This is a genomic window from Porcipelethomonas ammoniilytica (assembly GCF_025567485.1).
GTDB lineage: Bacteria > Bacillota > Clostridia > Oscillospirales > Ruminococcaceae > Porcipelethomonas > Porcipelethomonas ammoniilytica.
The window spans coordinates 1-18,648 of record NZ_JAOQKH010000017.1 but is presented as its reverse complement, the minus strand read 5'-3'; the positions used below and the strand labels follow the sequence as shown (position 1 = coordinate 18,648).

Here is an 18,648-nt window from a genome sequence, read left to right as displayed (position 1 = left end):
ATTTATATTATATTGCGTCAAGAAATCTGTTGATCCGACCGCCGATATACTCCTTGAAATCATTCAGATCCGGCTCAAAATTACCTTCGTTATCCAGCAGGCACCAGTGCTCTGAAATGACTGCTTCCTCATTCTTCGCAAACTCTCTTTTTTCTCCCAAAAGCTCACATTCAAGAAACAGGCTGTTGGTATATACCTCAAAATTGCAGGAATAATCGGGATAGCATACCTCCTCGTATTTCGGGATACATTTGGCAAATATCTGCCCGTTGACCGCATAGGCAGCGTAACCGTCCTCAAGATTAAAGCCTGCTTTGAAAGCCTTTCTTACGTAGCTATCCTGCCTTATGCGCACTTCGGAATTTGTTATTCTGAAACGGCTGTCATTTATATCGGAATAGTCCCAAAGACTTATCACACGGTTGGGAAGATATCCTTTTTTCTGCGTGCTCATAGGAATAATACAAACTCCGCCATGTGTAAGACTCGTCACGGACCATGGCGCAAACTCCGCTTTTTTCTCGGATATATTGCGTATTTTGTGCGTTATCTTCACAACTGGAGATGCCTCGTTCATTTCAATTATCATGGTAAATTCCTTACCAAATGGAGTGACGGGCGGCATTAATGTAAGAGTATTGTCTGTGATCTCGCAGCTTACCCTGCTATTATCGGGGTAATAGGTTTCGGGATTCACCTCGGGCGCACACCAAAGCCTGTGTCCGCCGTATGCCACCCATGTTCCGTATTTTCCTGCAGGCTCAGTAAATATGCGTTCAGTATCTTCAAAAAGCACATTTTTCTTTCCCGCAAGGGAGAAATATATTATCCTCGGACCTTCTTCAAGTGTTACTCCCAAGGTGATAATACCGTTATCAAGGAAAATACATTCACCAAAATTCTTGTATATACGTTTTGAAGATATTACACTCATAATTTTTCCTCCAATTTGTTTAAATTATACACTAATTTGTTTTGATTTACTAACCGTTTTTTGCGCTTTAAGTTTCAATTATTGCGATATTTTATATTTTCCCTTGTGCAAATACACATATTTACAATAAAATATATTGCACTTTTTTGCAGGATATGTTATTATATATTATACATAAAAATACATCATGTAATCTCAAGACATTTTTTGATTATATCATTATTATTCAAAAAATATATGAAAGGGAGCTTGACATGATCGCACATCTAAACGGTGATTTTGAAACGGTTGACTATACTCAGAACAGAAGTGTGCTTTTATACGACAATATTGAAAATGAAGAATATCCTCTCCACTGGCATAATGCTATCGAAATAATTATGCCGCTTACAAACGGCTTTGAGGCTATTTGTGGAGGCACGGATTATCACCTTGACGAACGTGATATACTTATTATTCCCGCAGGTACGCTCCATAATCTTAAAGCTCAGTCCGGCAGACGCCTTATCCTTCTTATTGACAACCATTCGTTTGCAAATAATCCTGCACTGTCGGAACTGTACTCTGTTTTTTCCGAGCCTTTGCTGATCAATTCAAGCTTTGACAAAGAATTTCTGCGGTCAATGAACCAGATAATGAAAGACATATATATACTTTATTCTAATTTTGGTGATGTTACCGAAGTATATATATATATGAAGATCTTATCTTTTTTTGCCAAAATAAAGGAATATCAGCTTAACGAAATACAATATTACGCCGGCGAACAGTATGCGGGCAAATTCCGTATGATACTGAAATTTATTGAACAGAATTATATGAATGATATTACTCTGGAGGATCTTGCTCAGCTCGCAGGCTACAGTACCTTTCATTTTTCAAGGATATTCAAAAAATACAGTAATACCACATTTATTAATTTTCTTAATCGCCGCAGGGTAAAAGCCGCAGAGCTTCTTTTACTTGAAAACGGATGTTCAATCACCGATGTGGCTATGCAGGTAGGATTTACAAGCCTTACAACATTCAACAGAGTATTCAAAAGTATAACCGGATGTACTCCCTCGGACTACAAAAAACTATATCGGACATAGCAGACATCGGAAAAATTTTCGTAATCATCATGAGGAATTTTTTACACTTTCGTATTGGTTAATATTATAATACGCTAAAAGGTATTTATCAAACTATAAGATTCAGATTAGTGTATTTTAGCGTTTTTGTACATTTTTAGAAGTGATATTTTATGTTTTATACACAATTTTTAGAGCTATGTAACAGAAATGGCACTAAACCAACACCTTTGATTAAAAGTCTTGAACTAAGTCCTGATAATTTAAAACGTTAGGAAAACGGTTCAACAGTTAATTCAGATATATTATTAAAAATAAAGGAACTTCAGAAAATTACAGCTACACAAATCCAAAACAATCAAATAGAATCAGCATATCATTTTCTCCAACTTCCGGCAAAGGAAATTCCCGAATAACAATATTCTCTTTTCCGCAATAAATAGCTGCTTTCATATTTCCTCCTTACCGCACATAACACACTTATGAATAATTGCAATTATATGTTCAATTGAATCAGTACAATTTCTTTTCAGCCACTCTGCTATTATTGCGGATATTCCGTTTAGATAAAAAAGCATCATATAATTTTTCTCAGACGTTGGAACGGAAAAGCGTTGCAGAATAGGGTCAAAGATGTGCCGGAACATTTTCTGATAGGTTTTATCAGCAGAGAAAATCCTCGGGTTTTCCATTGCTGTCTGATAGATATTTCTGTGCTGACAAACAAATGTCAGATATGGAGTAAGATATTCTGAAGTGACAAGAAAAAGTTCTTCTTCAGGGCAAAAACGTAGTTTATTTACAACACTGTTATCTGAATCTGAAAAATAAGAAAGTAACTTTTTATGCATATACTCAATGCTTTCAGCCAGCAGGTCACCTATCGTTTCATAGTGAAGATAAAAAGTGGAACGATTCACTCCTGCCTTTTCGCATATTTCCTTAACTGTAATATACGCAAAATCCTTTTTTTCAAGCAATTCAAGAAGAGCCTCATCCATACGCACGGCTGTATTAAAGTATTTGCTTTCAGACTTATTCATGCTTTTCCACCTGCCTTCCGTATTTTCTGCTGTGTATCAGCATATACACAGCTGTCACAATAACTATCAGATATACCGAACTGCCAGTAAGTGTATTCATCAATTTCCGGTAGCTTTCTCCGTTTTCAAAAAAACGTGAAATCATTGCTGTTTGCAAGCCAAGGACTGACATCATGGCTGAAATGAAATTCAACACCTTTGCAGCCGACAATATCAAATCACCAAGTTCGTGGAATTTTACAAGATTGATAATTGAAAGGATCAGAGTATAAAATGTGTACAATGCAGACAGATAGATGATGTATCCGGGATATGTAAATCCTGAATTTGTTCTCACCATAAGAACGATCATACCACCTATTGGAATATTCAGCAAAAACAGAAGCAGAGCAGTTTTTCTGTAACACCGGTATTTCTCTTTTTGTTCTTTTTTTCTCCGATAGCTGAATATCAGATACACTCTGAGTCCGCCAAGTACAAAGTAATAAACTGCCATTGAAATAAACCACACTGAAGCATAGCGTATACCTGCTGCAATTCGGAATATAACATAAAGAAAATTGATGAGCATACCCTGATAAATATTTACACTCCCACGAAAGGCAAGGTCATCGAAATATTTTCTTCCGAAGTATGATGCTCTGATTTTCTGCATTATTCTGCTATTATTGAACGCCGTTTTTATATCTTTTAACAGTTTAGGTACAGAGGCAATAATAACAGCAAGAGAGTACGCAGACATCACATATATCATGTATGAATACGCACTCTCTGTTTTTCCTGCGACAAAGATATAAATGAGCGCTGCATACACGACAGGTGTAAAAAATAATGTCACTTTGGGCGGATGCAGAAACTTTTTAATGATTCTCTTTGTCTTTTGCATGGCTTAATTCTCACTTATCTCTTTTGCAAGCTGCATGATTTCAAAGGCATACTTCTGTTTGCCATTTGACAGAAGCTTTTTGTAGACAGGATAGTTAACTCCCATACAAATAAATCCGATTATACCAATTATGACTCCTATAATAAACATAGCTGTCGTTCCGCTGCCGATTACTTTCATTGAAAGGCACATTCCCACACCTGTAATAAGTGAAGCAATGATACCGAAAGTATAGGTAAAAACTGTTGCAGGAAGTTTTGCTCTGGCATCCAGTTTACGGAGTGCGACTACCTTAGAGGTGTCTTTGGGTGCATACTCATTTGCGAGATGTTCTGCGTAAATCTTATCTGTATTCATGGCTGATAGCCTCCTTTTATTTGATACCTTTATTATACAGTAGGCAAATCAAAAACTGAACGACATTGATTGATGTTTATGTTGTTTTCAGGAACAGATAAATCCCGATTTATCAATCAAATTGCTTGAATGTTATCAATAATAACACCACATCCGACAATTAAATACAACTACCTTAGCAACAATAATTTGAATGCAACGATTAAAATATCAATCGACATTTAAAACATCGTCTGAATAAATCAGCCGATGAAAATTGTATTTTCACAAAAATGCGCCCAATATCCATAATAATTGCGCAGATGAAAAGTACAATTGAGATGTTCCCGAAGGAACAGAATTTCAGCAAGGAATGCTGAAAAATATCGTGGATATGAAATATCCACTCAAACGTAGCAAGCACAGTACTTTGCGCCACGAAAAATGAGGACGAAAGCACGATGCTTTTCAGGGGAATTTTTCCCCATGACAACTGATGAAAGAAAAATTCTCCGTGAACTGGGAAATAAAAATGCCAATAAAGTGGCATGGACGTTCTCAAAGATCGCCGAAGAAAGGAACTTGAAAAAGTCTTCTCCGGAGCTGAGCGCATAATCCAGAGTTTTGCACCAGGAGAAGTCACTTCCGAACAGGCAATGATGATAGCTCAGTTACTATGCAGCCGACTTCTGAAAGACCAGTATCCATTCACAATGACCATGGGCATATCCACTCGCATATCATTTTCAACAACGTAAATATGCAGACAGACCGCACCTTTGAAACAGAAGAAAATCAGGGTAAAAAACCTGACAGAGCATGAGCGAAACTGCGGAAAGTCTCCGATGAAATCTGTGAAAAAGCAAGCTCGTCAGTAATTGAAAATCCCGAATATGGCAAGGGTATTTCTCATTATGAATGGAGCAGAAAAATGCAAAAAATTCATGGTTGGAATGTTAGGAACTGATGTCAGACATTTGCTCTCCCTCTAAAATCATTCAAAAAACTATCTTCTGTAATTTACTTCCCCTACTGCAATCGGATCTAAGTTTAATGTCAACAACCCCGTCATTAAATGACCTGTTCTTCTGCATACGTATATCCCGCATGATACAACAGTGAAGTATAGCCATATGTATCCACGTAATTAATATCTGCTCCCTGTTCCAACAGCCATCGCATCATACTTTCGGATATAAGAAACTCAACGGCATTTCCTTTATTGTATCCTCCATATGCATTGATATCAAATTTTTCGAATACATTTTTAATTACCTGCTACTTCTACCAATAGTTTAAAATCTTTTGGTAACGTCTTTCGCTTCGCCATAGTACCATACTCCTTTCCATATTCAGGAATATCAACATCTATTAATTTTAATTGCTTATATGATACTTCTTACTGATTTCAAGCTCTTTTGTACTCTTGTTATAATAGAAAACATCCCGACTGAAAATCAGGAACGGACTTTCCTTTTGATTCTCTTCAAATATTTTCTGCGCCTGTTTTATCATTTTACGTATGGATTTTTTATTGCCTGCTCTTGTAAACAGCACCATATCCTTCGTCGGAACTGCAATCAGTAAATCATCCTGTAATGCCTCGCTGCAATCTTCCCATATACCTGGCAGACACAAAGCCTCCGCTTCAAAATCTCCGCCTGCCACCAATCCATACACACCTGCTTCCTTTGATTCCACCATACGATACGTTATATCCCGGTACAGATTTTCAAACGCTTTGCTCTCAAGCAATTGGGCGGACGTATCTTCCGGAAGATTGTCATAGGTCAGATACATATAAGTGCTGCCCATATCCTGTATCAGTGTAATTATATAGCTATCATAAATCCGAAACATGGGGATATTATTGTATTCCTGTATTTCGCCGCTCTGATTATTAAAATTGTTGTTCGCAGCCATAAGCGTGACTGCCTCAGCGGGAGTTTTTGACCAATTCTTTTTGATACGGGGATAAAGCTTGTCTGGTTCAAATATGTAATCATCTGAAAAGCCGTCCTGAAACTCCGTTTCTTCTTCGTCATTTCTTTGCAGATGAGTCCATTCAAGCTCGCATAATGCCCCGTTTTCCTGAATCCATTTTTGGCATCTTTCAAGAAAATCCAAACCATAATTGCTGTAAGAACATTTCGCAGCAACACGAATTACAATCCTGTTATATTCTTCATCTTTATGATACTCCGCAGCTTGTCCACTATCTATAAACTGCAAATAATCACTGATTTTATCCTTCAATGTACGGGCATGACTTTCCCGCACACAATATCCCCATTCCATCGGATCAACAATGATAAGCACCAGCTTTTCATCTTCAACTGCCATTTGGTCTATTACATATCTATTATTTACATCAGACATACTTATTTCACCTCAAATACAAATTCATTCTTCCATGTAAACACTTCAGAACAGAATAGCAGACATTTTTTCAGTATCCTTATCTTTTTTCCACATATATTTTCCTGTCATTATTGTCAATTTCAAATTCATCCGAAGATGTTCGTATAAGGGCTGTTCCGACAGGATTATCAATATACTTCAATACATCAGAATCCAGTTGACACACTCCTGCAATGGATAACAGCTTTATATTACTGTAATCTGCCACATATTCATCATCCTCATTTCCAGCCATAAAAGACCAGCCGCTGTCATTCTCATTCAGCGCTTCCTCTCTGGTCATATATCCGACTTTCCAACCTTCATCAGTAATCTTTTTCGATACATATGACATCATTCCGAGTAACTTCTTCCTGTTAATCATATCTTCATAATAATGTTCATTATTTTTAAATTCGCTAATATGATCAGCAGTTAATATAACGCCTGTATCAATGCTGTCTATATTTGCATCCCAGATTTTTTTATCATCCATTACATTTCTTAATAATACCGCAAAAGTAAAGATTTCCTCCGTCGATGCTTCCACATATGTTTTGATTTCTTTTATCAAATTTCTTCCATGTTCATCATAAATATATACCAGTACGCCACCATCACGATAAAGTGTCAGCTTAACGGCACCTAAATTATTTTCATCTTTATAAAATACAAAAAAATCGGAAACTTTACCATTCACATACCAATCAAATTCCGTCCCGTTTTTTCCATTCATGTAATAAACTGCCCCATTTTCTTCTAAAGCTTCAGCCTTTACATGCGGCAGATACATTGTACGGCTTTCACGGATCAGCCGTCTTATTTCATTCAATATCTCATTCATAATTTTAGCTCCCATTAAGTTTAATGATGTACCTTTTATTACTTATCATTCAGGAAATATTTCAACCTGAACATTATTTTCACGACAAAATTTAATAAATCCCCCGACATCATCTCCGCTGATTGTCGCAAAGAAAGTAATTTTACGATGGTTATACTTTCCCTCATCGTGCATATCATCGAGATAAACTTCATTATCCTGCTCGCTGTATGTTACGTTAAGCTTCATATTATCTTTATAGATCATTCCGTCTCTTGCAGTGAGCATAACATCTATCTTTACAAAAGACTCCTGCCGAAGCTTTCTGGCTTTTTTTATTGACCAGACGGTGACAGGAATGATACATAAAAATTCAAGAAACATTGGTAATACAAGAAACCAAATATCCGCTATACACATTACACCAAATATGATAATAAACAAAACCAACCATACTAAAATAGGTGCCGATAAGCGCAGCGTATCTTTGTCATTCAAAACACGAGTTGTTACTGTTACCCGATACATCTTTTTCTCCTTTCCGACAATTCGTATAGCCACTAATGACAGTCCCAATTATACAGTACATCGCCAAAATCCAGTTCCTCAAGTTTTTTACTATTGATAAAAAACGCACCGACACCCGCATCGCCCCACAGAATGCGCCACTGATTCTTCCAGTAATCCGAATCAAGCTGAAACAGCAGGGTATCATAATAATCCGCAGCCTCCACACCTCTCGGATCCCACTGTCTGAAATGTGGATATCCAAACATTCGGTGTCCATATGTGGATTCATGAATGTCCACATATTTTTTATCATACTCGTCAAACATTTGATAGAATTCTAATCTGCTGTCCAATTCAACGCCAAGCTCCTCTGCAATCTTATGCAGTAATTCATCACACCTTACATCACAGTCATTCATATATGCTTTTTCCATCTTGAAAGAAACTGCATATTCTCCCCGTACAGGAAAACAGTTGCTATCCTGTTGGTTTACGCTCTTATTCTCTTTTTCCAAATCTCCGGTTGTTTTTATTCCAATAGAAAGCACATCCGCTTCTGTAATACTTTCATCTATTTTTTCGTGATATACCACCTGATATGTATTATTTGGATAGCCGCTTTCCTGAATAGCCATGCCATAGTTTCTGTCACATAGTATAAAAAATTGCAGTATGCCTGTCCTTGGAAGCATCTGATTTTCAGGAAGCTCATTCAGATTCATCTGTGCCAGCAACATCAGCTTGCTTCCATCAGAATCCTTCGGATATTCTCTCTTCTTGTCCCAATAAGGGATACCACCTATTTTACTTCCAAAAAGCGTTGGTTTTCTGTTTTCCTCTATCTGAATTTTGATTGAATCCTGACTAGTTCGCTTCTGTAACTCCTGTAAAAGTATTTTCACAGTTTTCTTGTCCGGCGTTTGAACAGGCGTATGATTGTAGTCAGCACCCTCTTTTGATCTCACATTCTTTTTATGACCAAGATATATCATTACAATTCCCAAGGCTAAAATTACACCAAAGGAAAAGAACAGAGAAAGATACACATGAACCGGTTGAAATTCATCTTCAATCGCACCGAACAAACAACAAATAAACATTCCGCCTCCGAACACAGACAAAAGGATTCCCGGAATAGTTAATATAAATTTTTTCATATTCGTTTGACCTCCTTAAGCACTATTTCTGTTCTCCACCTTCTGCAAATGTTGATTTCTTGTTTACCAAAGTTATTGGTCAATGTTTAGAATTTGACATCCTTGATATGTATTTTTCTCGCCTTTCCCCGCTAAATATCAATTTGGCTGAACGTTCAATCATTTTTATTTGTTCATTATACATTTAATACGCATTGCCTCCTGCAATATTTTGTCCCCCCACTCATTATCTGGTGGACCAACAAGGAAAACTTTAAATCCATATACTTTTCCATTTTGCATTACGCTCGGATCATCATCTATATGCAAATCAATTCTATATTTTGCTGGATACTTTGAAGGCATTGGTTCTTTCTTCCCCGCTTGTACTTCTTTCTTATGTCTACTACCATTTATAATCTGATCAACTTTTATTCCATAATGACCAAACAGATGCCTAATATATTTTTCTGTTCTAAAAGAAGTTGTATATATCCAGGTCTCAATTCCTTCAGATTGAAGTTTCCTAAAAAGTTCTATCGTTCCTAAACGTAATCTTTCTTTGTAAATCATTTTCCATGGAAACGTTAATTCATTTTCTGTCTGAAATTCTGGTGGAGATACAAACAAAGTATCATCCAAATCAAATGAAACAATTATGTCCCTTCGCCTCCATTAAGAAAATAGAAATTTTTATTCAATCACAATCTACATATAAAAAATGTTCTCCACAATGCAAACATTTAAAAAGATAACCTTGCATACTACCTTCATTATACATACATTCCTTCACATCTTTTAATTCAAAACCATTTAGTTCTTGATTGTAATTCTTTTCAATTTCATTATCTATACCCATTTCAACTAATTCTTTCCACCCAACATATCCAACAAAATCACAATAATCGTCACAATGAGCAATCCAATATTCTTGCTGCCAACCATTTATAAAAGCTCCCGTCTCAATCGGATTAGGATTTTCACCTTCTTTAGCCCAAGAAATAAGAATTTACCTTCTCTACAACTTGGGGGTTGCTGATTTCTACAAACTTGGAAGTTATAAACAGGTTCATTTATATCAATCCATATTTTTCATTCAAATCAAGAATGTAATGACCTAAGATAATTTTATGAACTATGTCAACAACAATTACAGCATAGAAGTTTTTCTGGTTGGTAAAGAGTAAAATATGTTGGTACGTGCGTTCAGTATTTTCATAAACTGCTTCCACATATTTTTTAGAGAACCCATACTCTGAAATCAAGTTATTTTTTAATAACTGCTTTGCATAGTTCCAAATATTTACCAATGGTTCTGCACTCTCTGTTACATTATTCATTTTGTTTCCCATTGTACTAAGGTATTGTTCTTCATTTAATTGTTTAACCACTGTTTTTGTTCTCCACCTTATGCAAATTAATATTTGTCGAGTAGATTACCTGTTCATCGGGTTTATTATACTATATTTTTCACAATCAGTCAACTGACCATATGACGCTTTTAGCAAAATCTACCGATTTATTCTGATCAAATCTAATAGAATAAAACATTCAAAGCAAACTTTAGTTTGACTTACCGTTTCCAAACCCTTGAAACTAAGCAAGGCTTTATTTCACAGATCATGACAAGCAAAAATCCTGTGAGAGTCTGCGAGGACGTTTCACAATCGGAAATGGAATTTGCAGATGTCAAGCGCTTTGTGCAGGTAATCCACTTATCCGTGAAAAAATGGAAATTGATATAGAAGTTCACAAGCTTCAGACTTTAAAATCGGTATATCTGAATCATCTGAAAACAAAGCTTGCAAGGCAGTCTGAACTGGACAGACAGCTTAATCTTGACAACAAGGAAAATCTTCTGGGCAAGGACAATGTTAAGTCCTTTGAACTGGAAACCGAAGCTGACAGGCAGAAACTGAACTCTCATAATTCCACACAAAAGAAAAACAGCCAAAGTTATGATTTGGAGATTTGATCAATTCGCCATTGGAGAATAACAATAATAAAGCACGTCAAATGACGTGCTTTATTATGTAAGATATTAAATTACTTAATTACAATTAAACAATTTTTTGCATTTGTAAACGCATATTCAGTTATTGATTTATCACCAAGATAATCCGTAAATATATCTTTGGCATTTTCTGTTTCACGAAACCAAAATTCAATCGGATATTTATCTCCGGACTTTGCATTTGCAGGAACATCAACTTCAAATGACATAACTGTACCACTGCCATCATTAGAATTACCTGATCCATACGTACATACAAACACACCTTTAAACCCGTCAATTTCATATGGTTCAACAATCATAGACAGATAAGAGGCTACCGGACCTTTTGTATAAGCGAATCCTCCAGTTCGATTATTAATTTTTGTTGTAAGTCTCTTATCATAATTGATATGAACTCCTGTAGCACACCAAGTATGATCTGGAGCGTCAACATTATAAGTAATTGTTACAGTTTCTCCCGGCTTAGCTGTATAAGTCCGCATATTATTTGCCAAAAGATAAAGCTTTGGCTGACATGCAGCACTTACCGTAATATTGCTTATCATAGATACAGTAAAAAGTATACATGCAAACAGTGATGTTATAATTTTCTTTAAAGATACTTTCATTTTATAAACCTCTTATTTCATAATATTTACAGTACTGTATATATAATATATCATTTATACCAATAATTGTCAATAGCGTTGATTCGACATTTTTATTATATAATAATGTTTGCCATTAGCTATTTTAAATAAAAGGAAGTAGTCAGCACAATTTAAAGCCTAGAGGGCGTAATCCTCTAGGCTTTTTTCGTGAAACCAGTGGCTTTAGATACTATATCTTTTGTGATTATTATACACCACTTTTTATTATTGTCAAGTGTTGTTATAAAATTCGCCATTGGCGAATTATGAATAAATTGACAAAATTCGATATCTATGGTATAATTTAATGCATGGGCATACTCTAAACGGTAGGCGGTTGTTCCCTCCTTACGCCATAAGCTAATTGATCGTCCCCTAACGGGCAGGCGAAATAAGCTGGCAGGGAGGTGATAGGTATGGAACTTACATATTTAGTTCTCACTATCCTGCTTCTTGTTACTGTAAATGAAGTAATCAAGAACATAAAGAAATAAACCGCCCAGTCTCCAAACTTGCGGTTTATTTAGTTAAACTACATGGAGGATAACCGTCTATCAGTGTGCCCCTTTTTTTATTATTATAACAATATTTTTATGTAATGTCAAGACCTTTCCTTAAATTCGCCATTGGCGAATTTTTATTTATTCACTACAATCACATCAGCTGATTTATAAATAGGACAATTATTTCTTTTTGGACAATTCTGCTTATAAAACTCCTGATATACACATTCCATTGAGACCTTTTTATATGTATTCACATCGCTTATTTTATATCTTACATTGACAAAATATTCTGTTTTCTGTATCGGACAATAATCAAAATGTGGTTTTATTATATACATTTACTATAATCCCCTTAATAATTTTATATATTTAATTATATTACTTTCGCTATATTTTGTCAATAAACTACTTTTATTTACTATATTATACATCAAAAGCCCAGTTATTCACCGAGCTTCAATGCGTAGAAAAAATATTTTGTACTTTCTTATAATATTTCAGCTTTCGCTGATATTTGTATTATATCATATATTTTTTACATAGTCAACACTATTTCATCATTTTATCAGAAATTAATTTTACCACATAATATACAACTGGTAATTTTCACCGCAAAGTGCTCCCAAGCACTATTAATAGTGATGCAATACTAAAAAATATGACACCCAAAGGCAAAAGATGGTATAATATAAAAAAGGATAGAATCACATGGAAAACACCAAGTATACAGAGGAATTCAAGCAAAGCATAGTAAGCTTGTATGAATCCGGACATTTGGTTCATTCCATTCAATTAACTTTTCAATCTTTACATCGATAAACTCACTTTTGTTATCTTCCTTATTTTTAGAAAATAAGGAAGATAAATACCTCCATAAATACTAATTTACTTTTCTTTAAATTTTTTATATGCAGCATCAATCCGTACTTTTAAAGCGTTGTAATCATTTATACCGGAAATGAAATCATACAGATCACATGAAATATCACATGGACAAGTTTCACAGTAATCATTGAAATACTCATTTCCGTAGTACTGTCTGACAAATTCAAGAATATCTGTATTTACATCTTCCTCCAAGAGTTTACCATCTAAATCGTACATTAAATATTCAGAGCCGGTCATGAGTCCGTCACGAACTTTTTGACAATCTTCTGCGTCTGCATCTTCTCCCTGAAAATTATTGTTAATCACCCATTTGATAAATAAGCCGATATGATTTGAAGCATACAACCAAATTTTTTCAATCTGTTCCTCCGTAAGTTCTCCTGTAATATTGTGCTTTTTTCGATATGTTTTCTCAGCACTATCCCAGTGCCAGTCAGCTTTGTCGATTGCCATTATTTTGCTCCTCCAAATTCCGATTTGTCAATCTATTTTATTTTCTGCTTCTGGTTTATAGTTCTTCTCAATATATTCCTCCACAGCCTTGATAAACATCTGATTCATGCTCATGCCCATTTCAGCAGCGACAGCTTTTAGTTTCTCTCGTTCACCCTTTGGAACACGAATCTTGATATCGTCAAGGTGCGTTTTAACATACTTTGCCGTGATTGCTTTTCGTTTTTCATTATAGTACATAGAAATCAATCCTTTCGTATTGTACCCATTACTTTAATTATACGCTATCAATGTTATTTTGTCAATTCTTTTTGTAAAAGTTGTCCGGATTTTTTGCAAAATTTTATGTTCGGTACATAATCTGAAAGCCCAATTTCCATACAATCGAACTCATGGCTTATCAGAATCGTTAGGAAAATAAATAATTTCATCAACAAAAGTGTCAATCAGTAAAGATTTTTTATCATTCGGCAGTAAAGTCAAAATATTAAAAAGCCAATATTTTATTTGACTTCTAGTTAATTTAGAATTAGATAAATTTTCTTTTTCTATTTTAATCTGATTTTCTATTTCGATCTTTTTTTGTTCAAGTTCCGTTAATTTTTCCTGAACAGAATTAGAGAAAATTCCTTGTGCGATTGCATCAACGATATTATTATTTACAATGCATTTATATTGCTTTTTTAAAAGCAATATAAATGCATTTTCTTTTTTATTAATTTTCAATACAGCATCAGTAATTTTATCTATATTTTTATCCGTAAACAAATAGGCTATTATTTTTTCTAAAACTATTTGTTCGACATCTTCCTTTCTAATGCTTTTCATATCACAACCTAAATGACGTTTTACGGATGAGCATTTATAGTAATTATACACTTTTCCGGTTTTACTAGTACCGGATTCCCCATTCATAAACGAATTGCAATTACCGCATTTTAATTTTGAAGAAAGAATATATTTATTTTTCAAATCAGGATTAGAATTTCTTTGATTATTATTTAATCGTTCCTGTACTCTGTTAAATAAATTTTTATTTATAATTTGGGGAATGCCATTAGGAACAATGATATCTCTGTATTTGTATTCGCCAATATATTTTCTGTTTCTGAAAATAGTTGACATAGTACGAATACTGATAAGTTTATTTTTACTAGTTCTAACGCCTTTTTGATTAAGGTATTCTGTTATTTTTTTCATTGTTACGTTGGAATCGTACATTTCAAATGCATCTTTTACAAACGGTGCTGTAAGTTTATCTATCTGATAATTTTTATTTGCATCTATAAAATAACCGATAGGAACATTACCGCCGTTATACTTGCACTTCAAAGCGTTTTCGGTCATTCCTCTGATTACCTTTTCTGAAAGATCAGCGGAATAATATTCGGCATAACCCTCTAAAACAGCTTCTAAAATAATTCCTTCTGCACCTTTGGATATTACTTCAGTAGCGGAAATAACTTCAACCATGTTTTTCTTCAATATGGTTTTGTATCTAGCGCTGTCATATCTGTTTTGAGCAAAACGATCCAACTTCCAGACAACAATAGCTTGAAATTTTTTTGAATAGCTGTCATTAATCATTTTTTGAAATTCAGGACGATTATCGGTTTTGGCAGAAAATGCACGATCTATGTATTCGCCGATAATACACATATCATTTCTGTCAGCATACTGTTTACATTCACGAATTTGTCCATCAATACTTTCTTCACGCTGATTATCACATGAATACCGTGCATAAATAACTACGTTCATTTTTGCGAAATCCTTTCGTTCATTGTATTTCTATCGTAATTTGTGTGCTGAATATTTTTACAGACTGTCTCATTTTTATAGAATTTTTGAATATCGGAATAAATCATTTTTGAAAAATAGTTCAGGGAAGATTCTGATATTTTTTTATATTTAATTTTAATCATTTTTGTCTTTTATACCTCCATGGATAATCAATACTGATTTGTCGAAATTTGTAAATTTCTGTTATTGATTATATCACAATTAATCAAGTTGTGCAATATACTAAAATAAATAATTTAGAGAAAGGAATAACTATGAATAAGTTAATAATTAAAAAATATAAGATTGTCAAAAGATTTAAAAAGGAGGTCAATTATGCAAATAAATAATAATTTATCAACGGGAATGATATCATTAAAACTTGAATTTATTCAGTCAATATCATTTGAAGCACAAGGAATTTTAAGTCAGATGGTAAATTTGCCAAACTGTGATCATATAACAATTAAACAATTTCATAATAAATTTCCTGCGGGAAATATAACAGAACTAAAAAAAGCGTTCAAGGAACTAGAAAATAAAGGGTATATTTACAGAGATTCAAAAGGTGCTTATGTTGTAAATAAAAAATCTCTTGTAAGAAAAATGCATTGGATAGAGCCAAATAACAGAAAGGATGTATTTAATGCCAGTAATTAAGCGAATTTCATCAGGAAATGGATTTACTCACATAGAAAATGATTGCCTAAGAGATATTAATTTGGACATTCAAGAAAGAGGATTATTAGTCACTATGCTGTCTCTTCCAGATGGATGGGATTTTTCAGGAATAGGATTAGCGTCAATTTTGCCATGTGGAAAATCTAAAGTTTATTCAACACTGAAAAAACTGGAAAAAGCAGGATATCTTAGGCGCGCCAGAATAACCAACGATAAAGGAGTAGTTTTAGATTGGAAATATGAAATTAGCGGTATTCCCATTTTCCGTGAAGAACGACAAGAAGAATTTTTCAATGATAAGAAAGTAAATACCAAACCCACTTACCAAAAATCGGAAAGTGGATCAAAAGAACCACTTTCCGAAAATCAGGAAGTGGACAAAAAACCACTTACCGAAAATCAGAAAGTGGATAAAAACCCACTTACCGATTTTCCAGATGTGGACGAGCGAGAAGTGGATAATTGGAAAGTGGCCAAAAATAAATTAAATAATAATCAATTAAATAATAATTCTATTAATCAATCTTATCAAGATAATAATAATATTAATAATACATATAGATGCGATGAAATGGATTCGATTGATAAGATTGACAGAAAAGAAATCAAAGCTGAACTAAAAAAACAGCTAAGTTATGAAAACCTCATCAGCAGGAATAAAGCTGACAAAAAGCAGATAAACAGCATTATCAATATTCTGGCAGACGTTATGTCAAGCCGTTCACAAAGTATCCGCATAGGCGGAGAAAACAAACCGTTGGAGGAAGTCATTCAAAGATTTAAACAATTGACGGACAAGCATATTGCCTATGTTCTGGAATGCCTGAATAAAAATGCAGACAAGCCCAGAAACATAAGGGCATATCTGCTGACGTCACTATTCAACGCTCCGTCAACAATGGACTGCTATTATGCTCGTGACGCTGATCAGGCTGAAACCAAACAGTATTCTTTCGACATAGAAGAAATAAAATCCCTTACAAATTCTTTTTCCGGACTGTAATTTGATATAAATCCAAATGGTTTTTCATAAATAGCTATAAAATCGCCGTAGAGGGCACCAGCAAGCCTCAGAATCAACGAAAGGAGTTTTTTCACAAAATTACACCCTAAATTTTAAAGCGTCTAAAAACCGCCTTAAAATTGCTCTCAGGGCATACGCTTAATTTTCATTTCCACTCCGTATTTAATCGCAGAGCCGTCTGCAAGGCTCTGTAATGCGCAAATCCAGTGAAGGGAGTGATGCTATATGCACGATTTCAAACGGGCTGTAAATTGCCCGCAAATGCGTATTAACGGCATATGCCGAAAAGAAAGGAAATGAAAATGAAACAAAAATTCTGTAAAAAGCTTTTGCTGATAGTAACAGCTGTAATGATGCTTTGTTCGGCATTGCCGTTACAGACGTTCACTCAGGTTTCAGCCGCTTCGGATTATGAAATTGTAACTCTGCCTGCCCCTGACGGATACGGTCAGAAAAGCAGAACCCAGATATCCAAAAACGGTAAAATCGCAGGCGGACTGTGGTATATCATCGCCCATAACGGAGATATAGCATATTGTCTGGAACCGGGCAAGCCGATAAATTCGTTCAAGTACAAGGAATGAACGATTTATTTGTCAGATAATCAGGAAACTTTGCTTGGTCAAATATTCTTGTATGCCTACGCAAAGAAACCATCAAACCTTTACAGCTATTCGGAATATCTTCCGCAATATATAGCAACACAGTTATTGGTGTGGGAGGTTATTGCAGGTCAGAGAGACGCACAATTTAACCGTATTTCCAACGGCTATACGCCTGTAAAGGATGTTTTAAACAATTTTAAAAATGCCGAAGTATGCAAACAGGTCAAAAATTTTTATGAATCCTATGAAAAAAATATCAAAACTGGTAGTAAAGAAGTTTCTTTTGCTTACAAAAAGGATTCTTTAGCAAAGGAAAATGCTTTAAAATGCGGCAGCGATGGAACATACACATTCACTGACAAAAACGGTCAGCTGAATAATTTCGACGTTACAGTCAAGGACGGTTCAGTTGTTTCAAAATCAGCAACACAGCTGAAAGTCAAGGCTGAAGCCAACAAATTGATAACTATGAAGCAAAACAATGTCAACGCTTCCGGCGAACGCTGTGGAATGCTCGTACTGACAAACGGATCAAACAATCAGACTATCACCAAGCTTCAGGCTGATCCCCGTGATTATTACGCAGCTGTAAAGGGCGTAGAAAACGGCAGCCTGTGGATAAAGAAAAGTTCTCCGGACGATAACAAGGTGGAAGGAATTACATTCCATATTACCGGTAACGGAATCGACGGAGACTACACCACAGGCAAAGACGGATATATCAGAATACCCGGTCTTAAGCCCGGCACATACAAGGTTTCGGAGAAAACCTCAAGTATTTACACAAATGTCCGTGATAAGACAGTAATAGTTGAGGCGGGAAAAACGGCGTATGTATTGTTCGTATCATAATCTTTCGGGGGACGCTTTTACAAAAATTTACATAATTGCTGAAAATCCTCTGCAAATTTTCGGACTTCCG

The 18,648-nt window shown here is 35.0% G+C and carries 24 protein-coding genes; 8 read left to right on the top strand and 16 right to left on the bottom strand.

Annotated elements, in window-relative coordinates; all coding sequences use genetic code 11:
* Nucleotides 1–7: 7 nt before the first annotated feature.
* Nucleotides 8–934, bottom strand: a complete 927-nt coding sequence (locus tag OCV67_RS10795; RefSeq protein ID WP_147643990.1) for a hypothetical protein — start codon at nucleotides 932–934, stop codon at nucleotides 8–10.
* 254 nt (nucleotides 935–1,188) lie between these two features.
* On the opposite strand from OCV67_RS10795, the gene OCV67_RS10790 reads away from it, so the two are divergent.
* Nucleotides 1,189–2,028: a helix-turn-helix transcriptional regulator gene (locus OCV67_RS10790; RefSeq protein ID WP_147643989.1), complete on the top strand. Its 840-nt coding sequence runs from the start codon at nucleotides 1,189–1,191 to the stop codon at nucleotides 2,026–2,028.
* Between the two features lie 428 nt (nucleotides 2,029–2,456).
* On the opposite strand, the gene OCV67_RS10785 is transcribed toward OCV67_RS10790, so the two are convergent.
* The 3 genes from OCV67_RS10785 to OCV67_RS10775 are packed head-to-tail and all read right to left on the bottom strand — an operon-like array spanning nucleotide 2,457 to nucleotide 4,293.
* Entirely contained in the window at nucleotides 2,457–3,050 is a 594-nt protein-coding gene (locus tag OCV67_RS10785) for a TetR/AcrR family transcriptional regulator (protein WP_147643988.1), read from the bottom strand.
* Nucleotides 3,043–3,936, bottom strand: a complete 894-nt coding sequence (locus OCV67_RS10780) for a hypothetical protein (RefSeq protein ID WP_147643987.1) — start codon at nucleotides 3,934–3,936, stop codon at nucleotides 3,043–3,045. Before OCV67_RS10780 ends, OCV67_RS10785 begins: the two co-directional genes overlap by 8 nt.
* Nucleotides 3,937–3,939: 3 nt before the next feature.
* The gene (locus OCV67_RS10775; RefSeq protein WP_147643986.1) at nucleotides 3,940–4,293 is read right to left on the bottom strand and encodes a dihydropteridine reductase; all 354 of its coding nucleotides are present in this window, start codon (nucleotides 4,291–4,293) and stop codon (nucleotides 3,940–3,942) included.
* A gap of 465 nt (nucleotides 4,294–4,758) precedes the next feature.
* Here OCV67_RS10775 and OCV67_RS10770 point away from each other — a divergent pair, with 465 nt between their 5' ends.
* Both OCV67_RS10770 and OCV67_RS10765 read left to right on the top strand, forming a co-directional pair.
* Entirely contained in the window at nucleotides 4,759–4,887 is a 129-nt protein-coding gene (locus OCV67_RS10770) for a hypothetical protein (protein WP_262644557.1), read from the top strand.
* 61 nt (nucleotides 4,888–4,948) lie between these two features.
* Nucleotides 4,949–5,095: a relaxase/mobilization nuclease domain-containing protein gene (locus OCV67_RS10765; protein WP_262644556.1), complete on the top strand. Its 147-nt coding sequence runs from the start codon at nucleotides 4,949–4,951 to the stop codon at nucleotides 5,093–5,095.
* Between the two features lie 554 nt (nucleotides 5,096–5,649).
* Here OCV67_RS10765 and OCV67_RS10760 read toward each other — a convergent pair.
* The 7 genes from OCV67_RS10760 to OCV67_RS10730 all read right to left on the bottom strand — a co-directional run bounded on the left by OCV67_RS10760 (nucleotide 5,650) and on the right by OCV67_RS10730 (nucleotide 10,532).
* Nucleotides 5,650–6,651, bottom strand: a complete 1,002-nt coding sequence (locus OCV67_RS10760) for a DUF6572 domain-containing protein (RefSeq protein WP_147643985.1) — start codon at nucleotides 6,649–6,651, stop codon at nucleotides 5,650–5,652.
* Nucleotides 6,652–6,730: 79 nt separating this feature from the next.
* Entirely contained in the window at nucleotides 6,731–7,516 is a 786-nt protein-coding gene (locus OCV67_RS10755) for an immunity protein Imm33 domain-containing protein (RefSeq protein ID WP_178085102.1), read from the bottom strand.
* A gap of 45 nt (nucleotides 7,517–7,561) precedes the next feature.
* A complete protein-coding gene (locus OCV67_RS10750; protein ID WP_147643983.1) occupies nucleotides 7,562–8,023 on the bottom strand; it encodes a hypothetical protein in 462 nt (153 codons plus the stop codon).
* A gap of 32 nt (nucleotides 8,024–8,055) precedes the next feature.
* Entirely contained in the window at nucleotides 8,056–9,162 is a 1,107-nt protein-coding gene (locus OCV67_RS10745; protein WP_147643982.1) for a YwqG family protein, read from the bottom strand.
* A gap of 165 nt (nucleotides 9,163–9,327) precedes the next feature.
* On the bottom strand, nucleotides 9,328–9,771 hold the full coding sequence (locus OCV67_RS10740; RefSeq protein WP_262644555.1) for an HAD family hydrolase: 444 nt from the start codon (nucleotides 9,769–9,771) through the stop codon (nucleotides 9,328–9,330).
* A gap of 67 nt (nucleotides 9,772–9,838) precedes the next feature.
* Complete coding sequence (locus OCV67_RS10735) at nucleotides 9,839–10,063, bottom strand: CbrC family protein (RefSeq protein WP_394802700.1); 225 nt, start codon at nucleotides 10,061–10,063, stop codon at nucleotides 9,839–9,841.
* Nucleotides 10,064–10,214: 151 nt separating this feature from the next.
* Entirely contained in the window at nucleotides 10,215–10,532 is a 318-nt protein-coding gene (locus OCV67_RS10730) for a hypothetical protein (protein ID WP_262644554.1), read from the bottom strand.
* A 338-nt stretch (nucleotides 10,533–10,870) separates the two neighbouring features.
* Here OCV67_RS10730 and OCV67_RS10725 point away from each other — a divergent pair, with 338 nt between their 5' ends.
* Nucleotides 10,871–11,116, top strand: a complete 246-nt coding sequence (locus OCV67_RS10725; protein WP_147643980.1) for a hypothetical protein — start codon at nucleotides 10,871–10,873, stop codon at nucleotides 11,114–11,116.
* Nucleotides 11,117–11,187: 71 nt separating this feature from the next.
* Here the strand turns inward: OCV67_RS10725 and OCV67_RS10720 are convergent, their stop codons facing one another.
* The 5 genes from OCV67_RS10720 to OCV67_RS10700 form a co-directional block, all read right to left on the bottom strand.
* A complete protein-coding gene (locus OCV67_RS10720) occupies nucleotides 11,188–11,766 on the bottom strand; it encodes a hypothetical protein (protein ID WP_147643979.1) in 579 nt (192 codons plus the stop codon).
* Between the two features lie 658 nt (nucleotides 11,767–12,424).
* Entirely contained in the window at nucleotides 12,425–12,631 is a 207-nt protein-coding gene (locus OCV67_RS10715; protein WP_147643978.1) for a hypothetical protein, read from the bottom strand.
* A gap of 547 nt (nucleotides 12,632–13,178) precedes the next feature.
* The gene (locus OCV67_RS10710; protein WP_147643977.1) at nucleotides 13,179–13,634 is read right to left on the bottom strand and encodes a DUF7832 domain-containing protein; all 456 of its coding nucleotides are present in this window, start codon (nucleotides 13,632–13,634) and stop codon (nucleotides 13,179–13,181) included.
* A gap of 27 nt (nucleotides 13,635–13,661) precedes the next feature.
* Complete coding sequence (locus tag OCV67_RS10705; RefSeq protein WP_147643976.1) at nucleotides 13,662–13,874, bottom strand: Arc family DNA-binding protein; 213 nt, start codon at nucleotides 13,872–13,874, stop codon at nucleotides 13,662–13,664.
* A 150-nt stretch (nucleotides 13,875–14,024) separates the two neighbouring features.
* On the bottom strand, nucleotides 14,025–15,395 hold the full coding sequence (locus tag OCV67_RS10700; RefSeq protein ID WP_147643975.1) for a recombinase family protein: 1,371 nt from the start codon (nucleotides 15,393–15,395) through the stop codon (nucleotides 14,025–14,027).
* A 357-nt stretch (nucleotides 15,396–15,752) separates the two neighbouring features.
* Between OCV67_RS10700 and OCV67_RS10695 the strand changes: the two genes are divergently transcribed.
* The 4 genes from OCV67_RS10695 to OCV67_RS10680 all read left to right on the top strand — a co-directional run bounded on the left by OCV67_RS10695 (nucleotide 15,753) and on the right by OCV67_RS10680 (nucleotide 18,578).
* Nucleotides 15,753–16,076 carry a hypothetical protein gene (locus OCV67_RS10695; protein ID WP_147643974.1) on the top strand — a complete coding sequence of 108 codons (324 nt, stop codon included), beginning with the start codon at nucleotides 15,753–15,755 and terminating at the stop codon, nucleotides 16,074–16,076.
* Entirely contained in the window at nucleotides 16,063–17,100 is a 1,038-nt protein-coding gene (locus OCV67_RS10690) for a DUF6017 domain-containing protein (protein ID WP_147643973.1), read from the top strand. Before OCV67_RS10695 ends, OCV67_RS10690 begins: the two co-directional genes overlap by 14 nt.
* A 323-nt stretch (nucleotides 17,101–17,423) precedes the next feature.
* Nucleotides 17,424–17,705 (top strand): hypothetical protein, encoded by a 282-nt coding sequence (locus OCV67_RS10685; RefSeq protein ID WP_147643972.1) that lies wholly within the window; start codon nucleotides 17,424–17,426, stop codon nucleotides 17,703–17,705.
* A 9-nt stretch (nucleotides 17,706–17,714) separates the two neighbouring features.
* Nucleotides 17,715–18,578, top strand: coding sequence for a prealbumin-like fold domain-containing protein (locus tag OCV67_RS10680; protein WP_147643971.1), 864 nt, complete (start codon nucleotides 17,715–17,717; stop codon nucleotides 18,576–18,578).
* Nucleotides 18,579–18,648: the final 70 nt, after the last annotated feature.

What these genes read in the sequence shown, in the direction of transcription:
- OCV67_RS10760 (WP_147643985.1), bottom strand. Translation starts at nt 6,651, where the DNA reads ATGTCTGATGTAAATAATAGATATGTAATAGACCAAATGGCAGTTGAA.
- OCV67_RS10790 (WP_147643989.1), top strand. Translation starts at nt 1,189, where the DNA reads ATGATCGCACATCTAAACGGTGATTTTGAAACGGTTGACTATACTCAG.
- OCV67_RS10720 (WP_147643979.1), bottom strand. Translation starts at nt 11,766, where the DNA reads ATGAAAGTATCTTTAAAGAAAATTATAACATCACTGTTTGCATGTATA.
- OCV67_RS10765 (WP_262644556.1), top strand. Translation starts at nt 4,949, where the DNA reads ATGCAGCCGACTTCTGAAAGACCAGTATCCATTCACAATGACCATGGG.
- OCV67_RS10725 (WP_147643980.1), top strand. Translation starts at nt 10,871, where the DNA reads ATGGAAATTGATATAGAAGTTCACAAGCTTCAGACTTTAAAATCGGTA.
- OCV67_RS10715 (WP_147643978.1), bottom strand. Translation starts at nt 12,631, where the DNA reads ATGTATATAATAAAACCACATTTTGATTATTGTCCGATACAGAAAACA.
- OCV67_RS10775 (WP_147643986.1), bottom strand. Translation starts at nt 4,293, where the DNA reads ATGAATACAGATAAGATTTACGCAGAACATCTCGCAAATGAGTATGCA.
- OCV67_RS10795 (WP_147643990.1), bottom strand. Translation starts at nt 934, where the DNA reads ATGAGTGTAATATCTTCAAAACGTATATACAAGAATTTTGGTGAATGT.
- OCV67_RS10785 (WP_147643988.1), bottom strand. Translation starts at nt 3,050, where the DNA reads ATGAATAAGTCTGAAAGCAAATACTTTAATACAGCCGTGCGTATGGAT.
- OCV67_RS10770 (WP_262644557.1), top strand. Translation starts at nt 4,759, where the DNA reads ATGACAACTGATGAAAGAAAAATTCTCCGTGAACTGGGAAATAAAAAT.
- OCV67_RS10705 (WP_147643976.1), bottom strand. Translation starts at nt 13,874, where the DNA reads ATGTACTATAATGAAAAACGAAAAGCAATCACGGCAAAGTATGTTAAA.
- OCV67_RS10690 (WP_147643973.1), top strand. Translation starts at nt 16,063, where the DNA reads ATGCCAGTAATTAAGCGAATTTCATCAGGAAATGGATTTACTCACATA.
- OCV67_RS10700 (WP_147643975.1), bottom strand. Translation starts at nt 15,395, where the DNA reads ATGAACGTAGTTATTTATGCACGGTATTCATGTGATAATCAGCGTGAA.
- OCV67_RS10695 (WP_147643974.1), top strand. Translation starts at nt 15,753, where the DNA reads ATGCAAATAAATAATAATTTATCAACGGGAATGATATCATTAAAACTT.
- OCV67_RS10745 (WP_147643982.1), bottom strand. Translation starts at nt 9,162, where the DNA reads ATGAAAAAATTTATATTAACTATTCCGGGAATCCTTTTGTCTGTGTTC.
- OCV67_RS10755 (WP_178085102.1), bottom strand. Translation starts at nt 7,516, where the DNA reads ATGAATGAGATATTGAATGAAATAAGACGGCTGATCCGTGAAAGCCGT.
- OCV67_RS10780 (WP_147643987.1), bottom strand. Translation starts at nt 3,936, where the DNA reads ATGCAAAAGACAAAGAGAATCATTAAAAAGTTTCTGCATCCGCCCAAA.
- OCV67_RS10685 (WP_147643972.1), top strand. Translation starts at nt 17,424, where the DNA reads ATGAAACAAAAATTCTGTAAAAAGCTTTTGCTGATAGTAACAGCTGTA.
- OCV67_RS10750 (WP_147643983.1), bottom strand. Translation starts at nt 8,023, where the DNA reads ATGTATCGGGTAACAGTAACAACTCGTGTTTTGAATGACAAAGATACG.
- OCV67_RS10710 (WP_147643977.1), bottom strand. Translation starts at nt 13,634, where the DNA reads ATGGCAATCGACAAAGCTGACTGGCACTGGGATAGTGCTGAGAAAACA.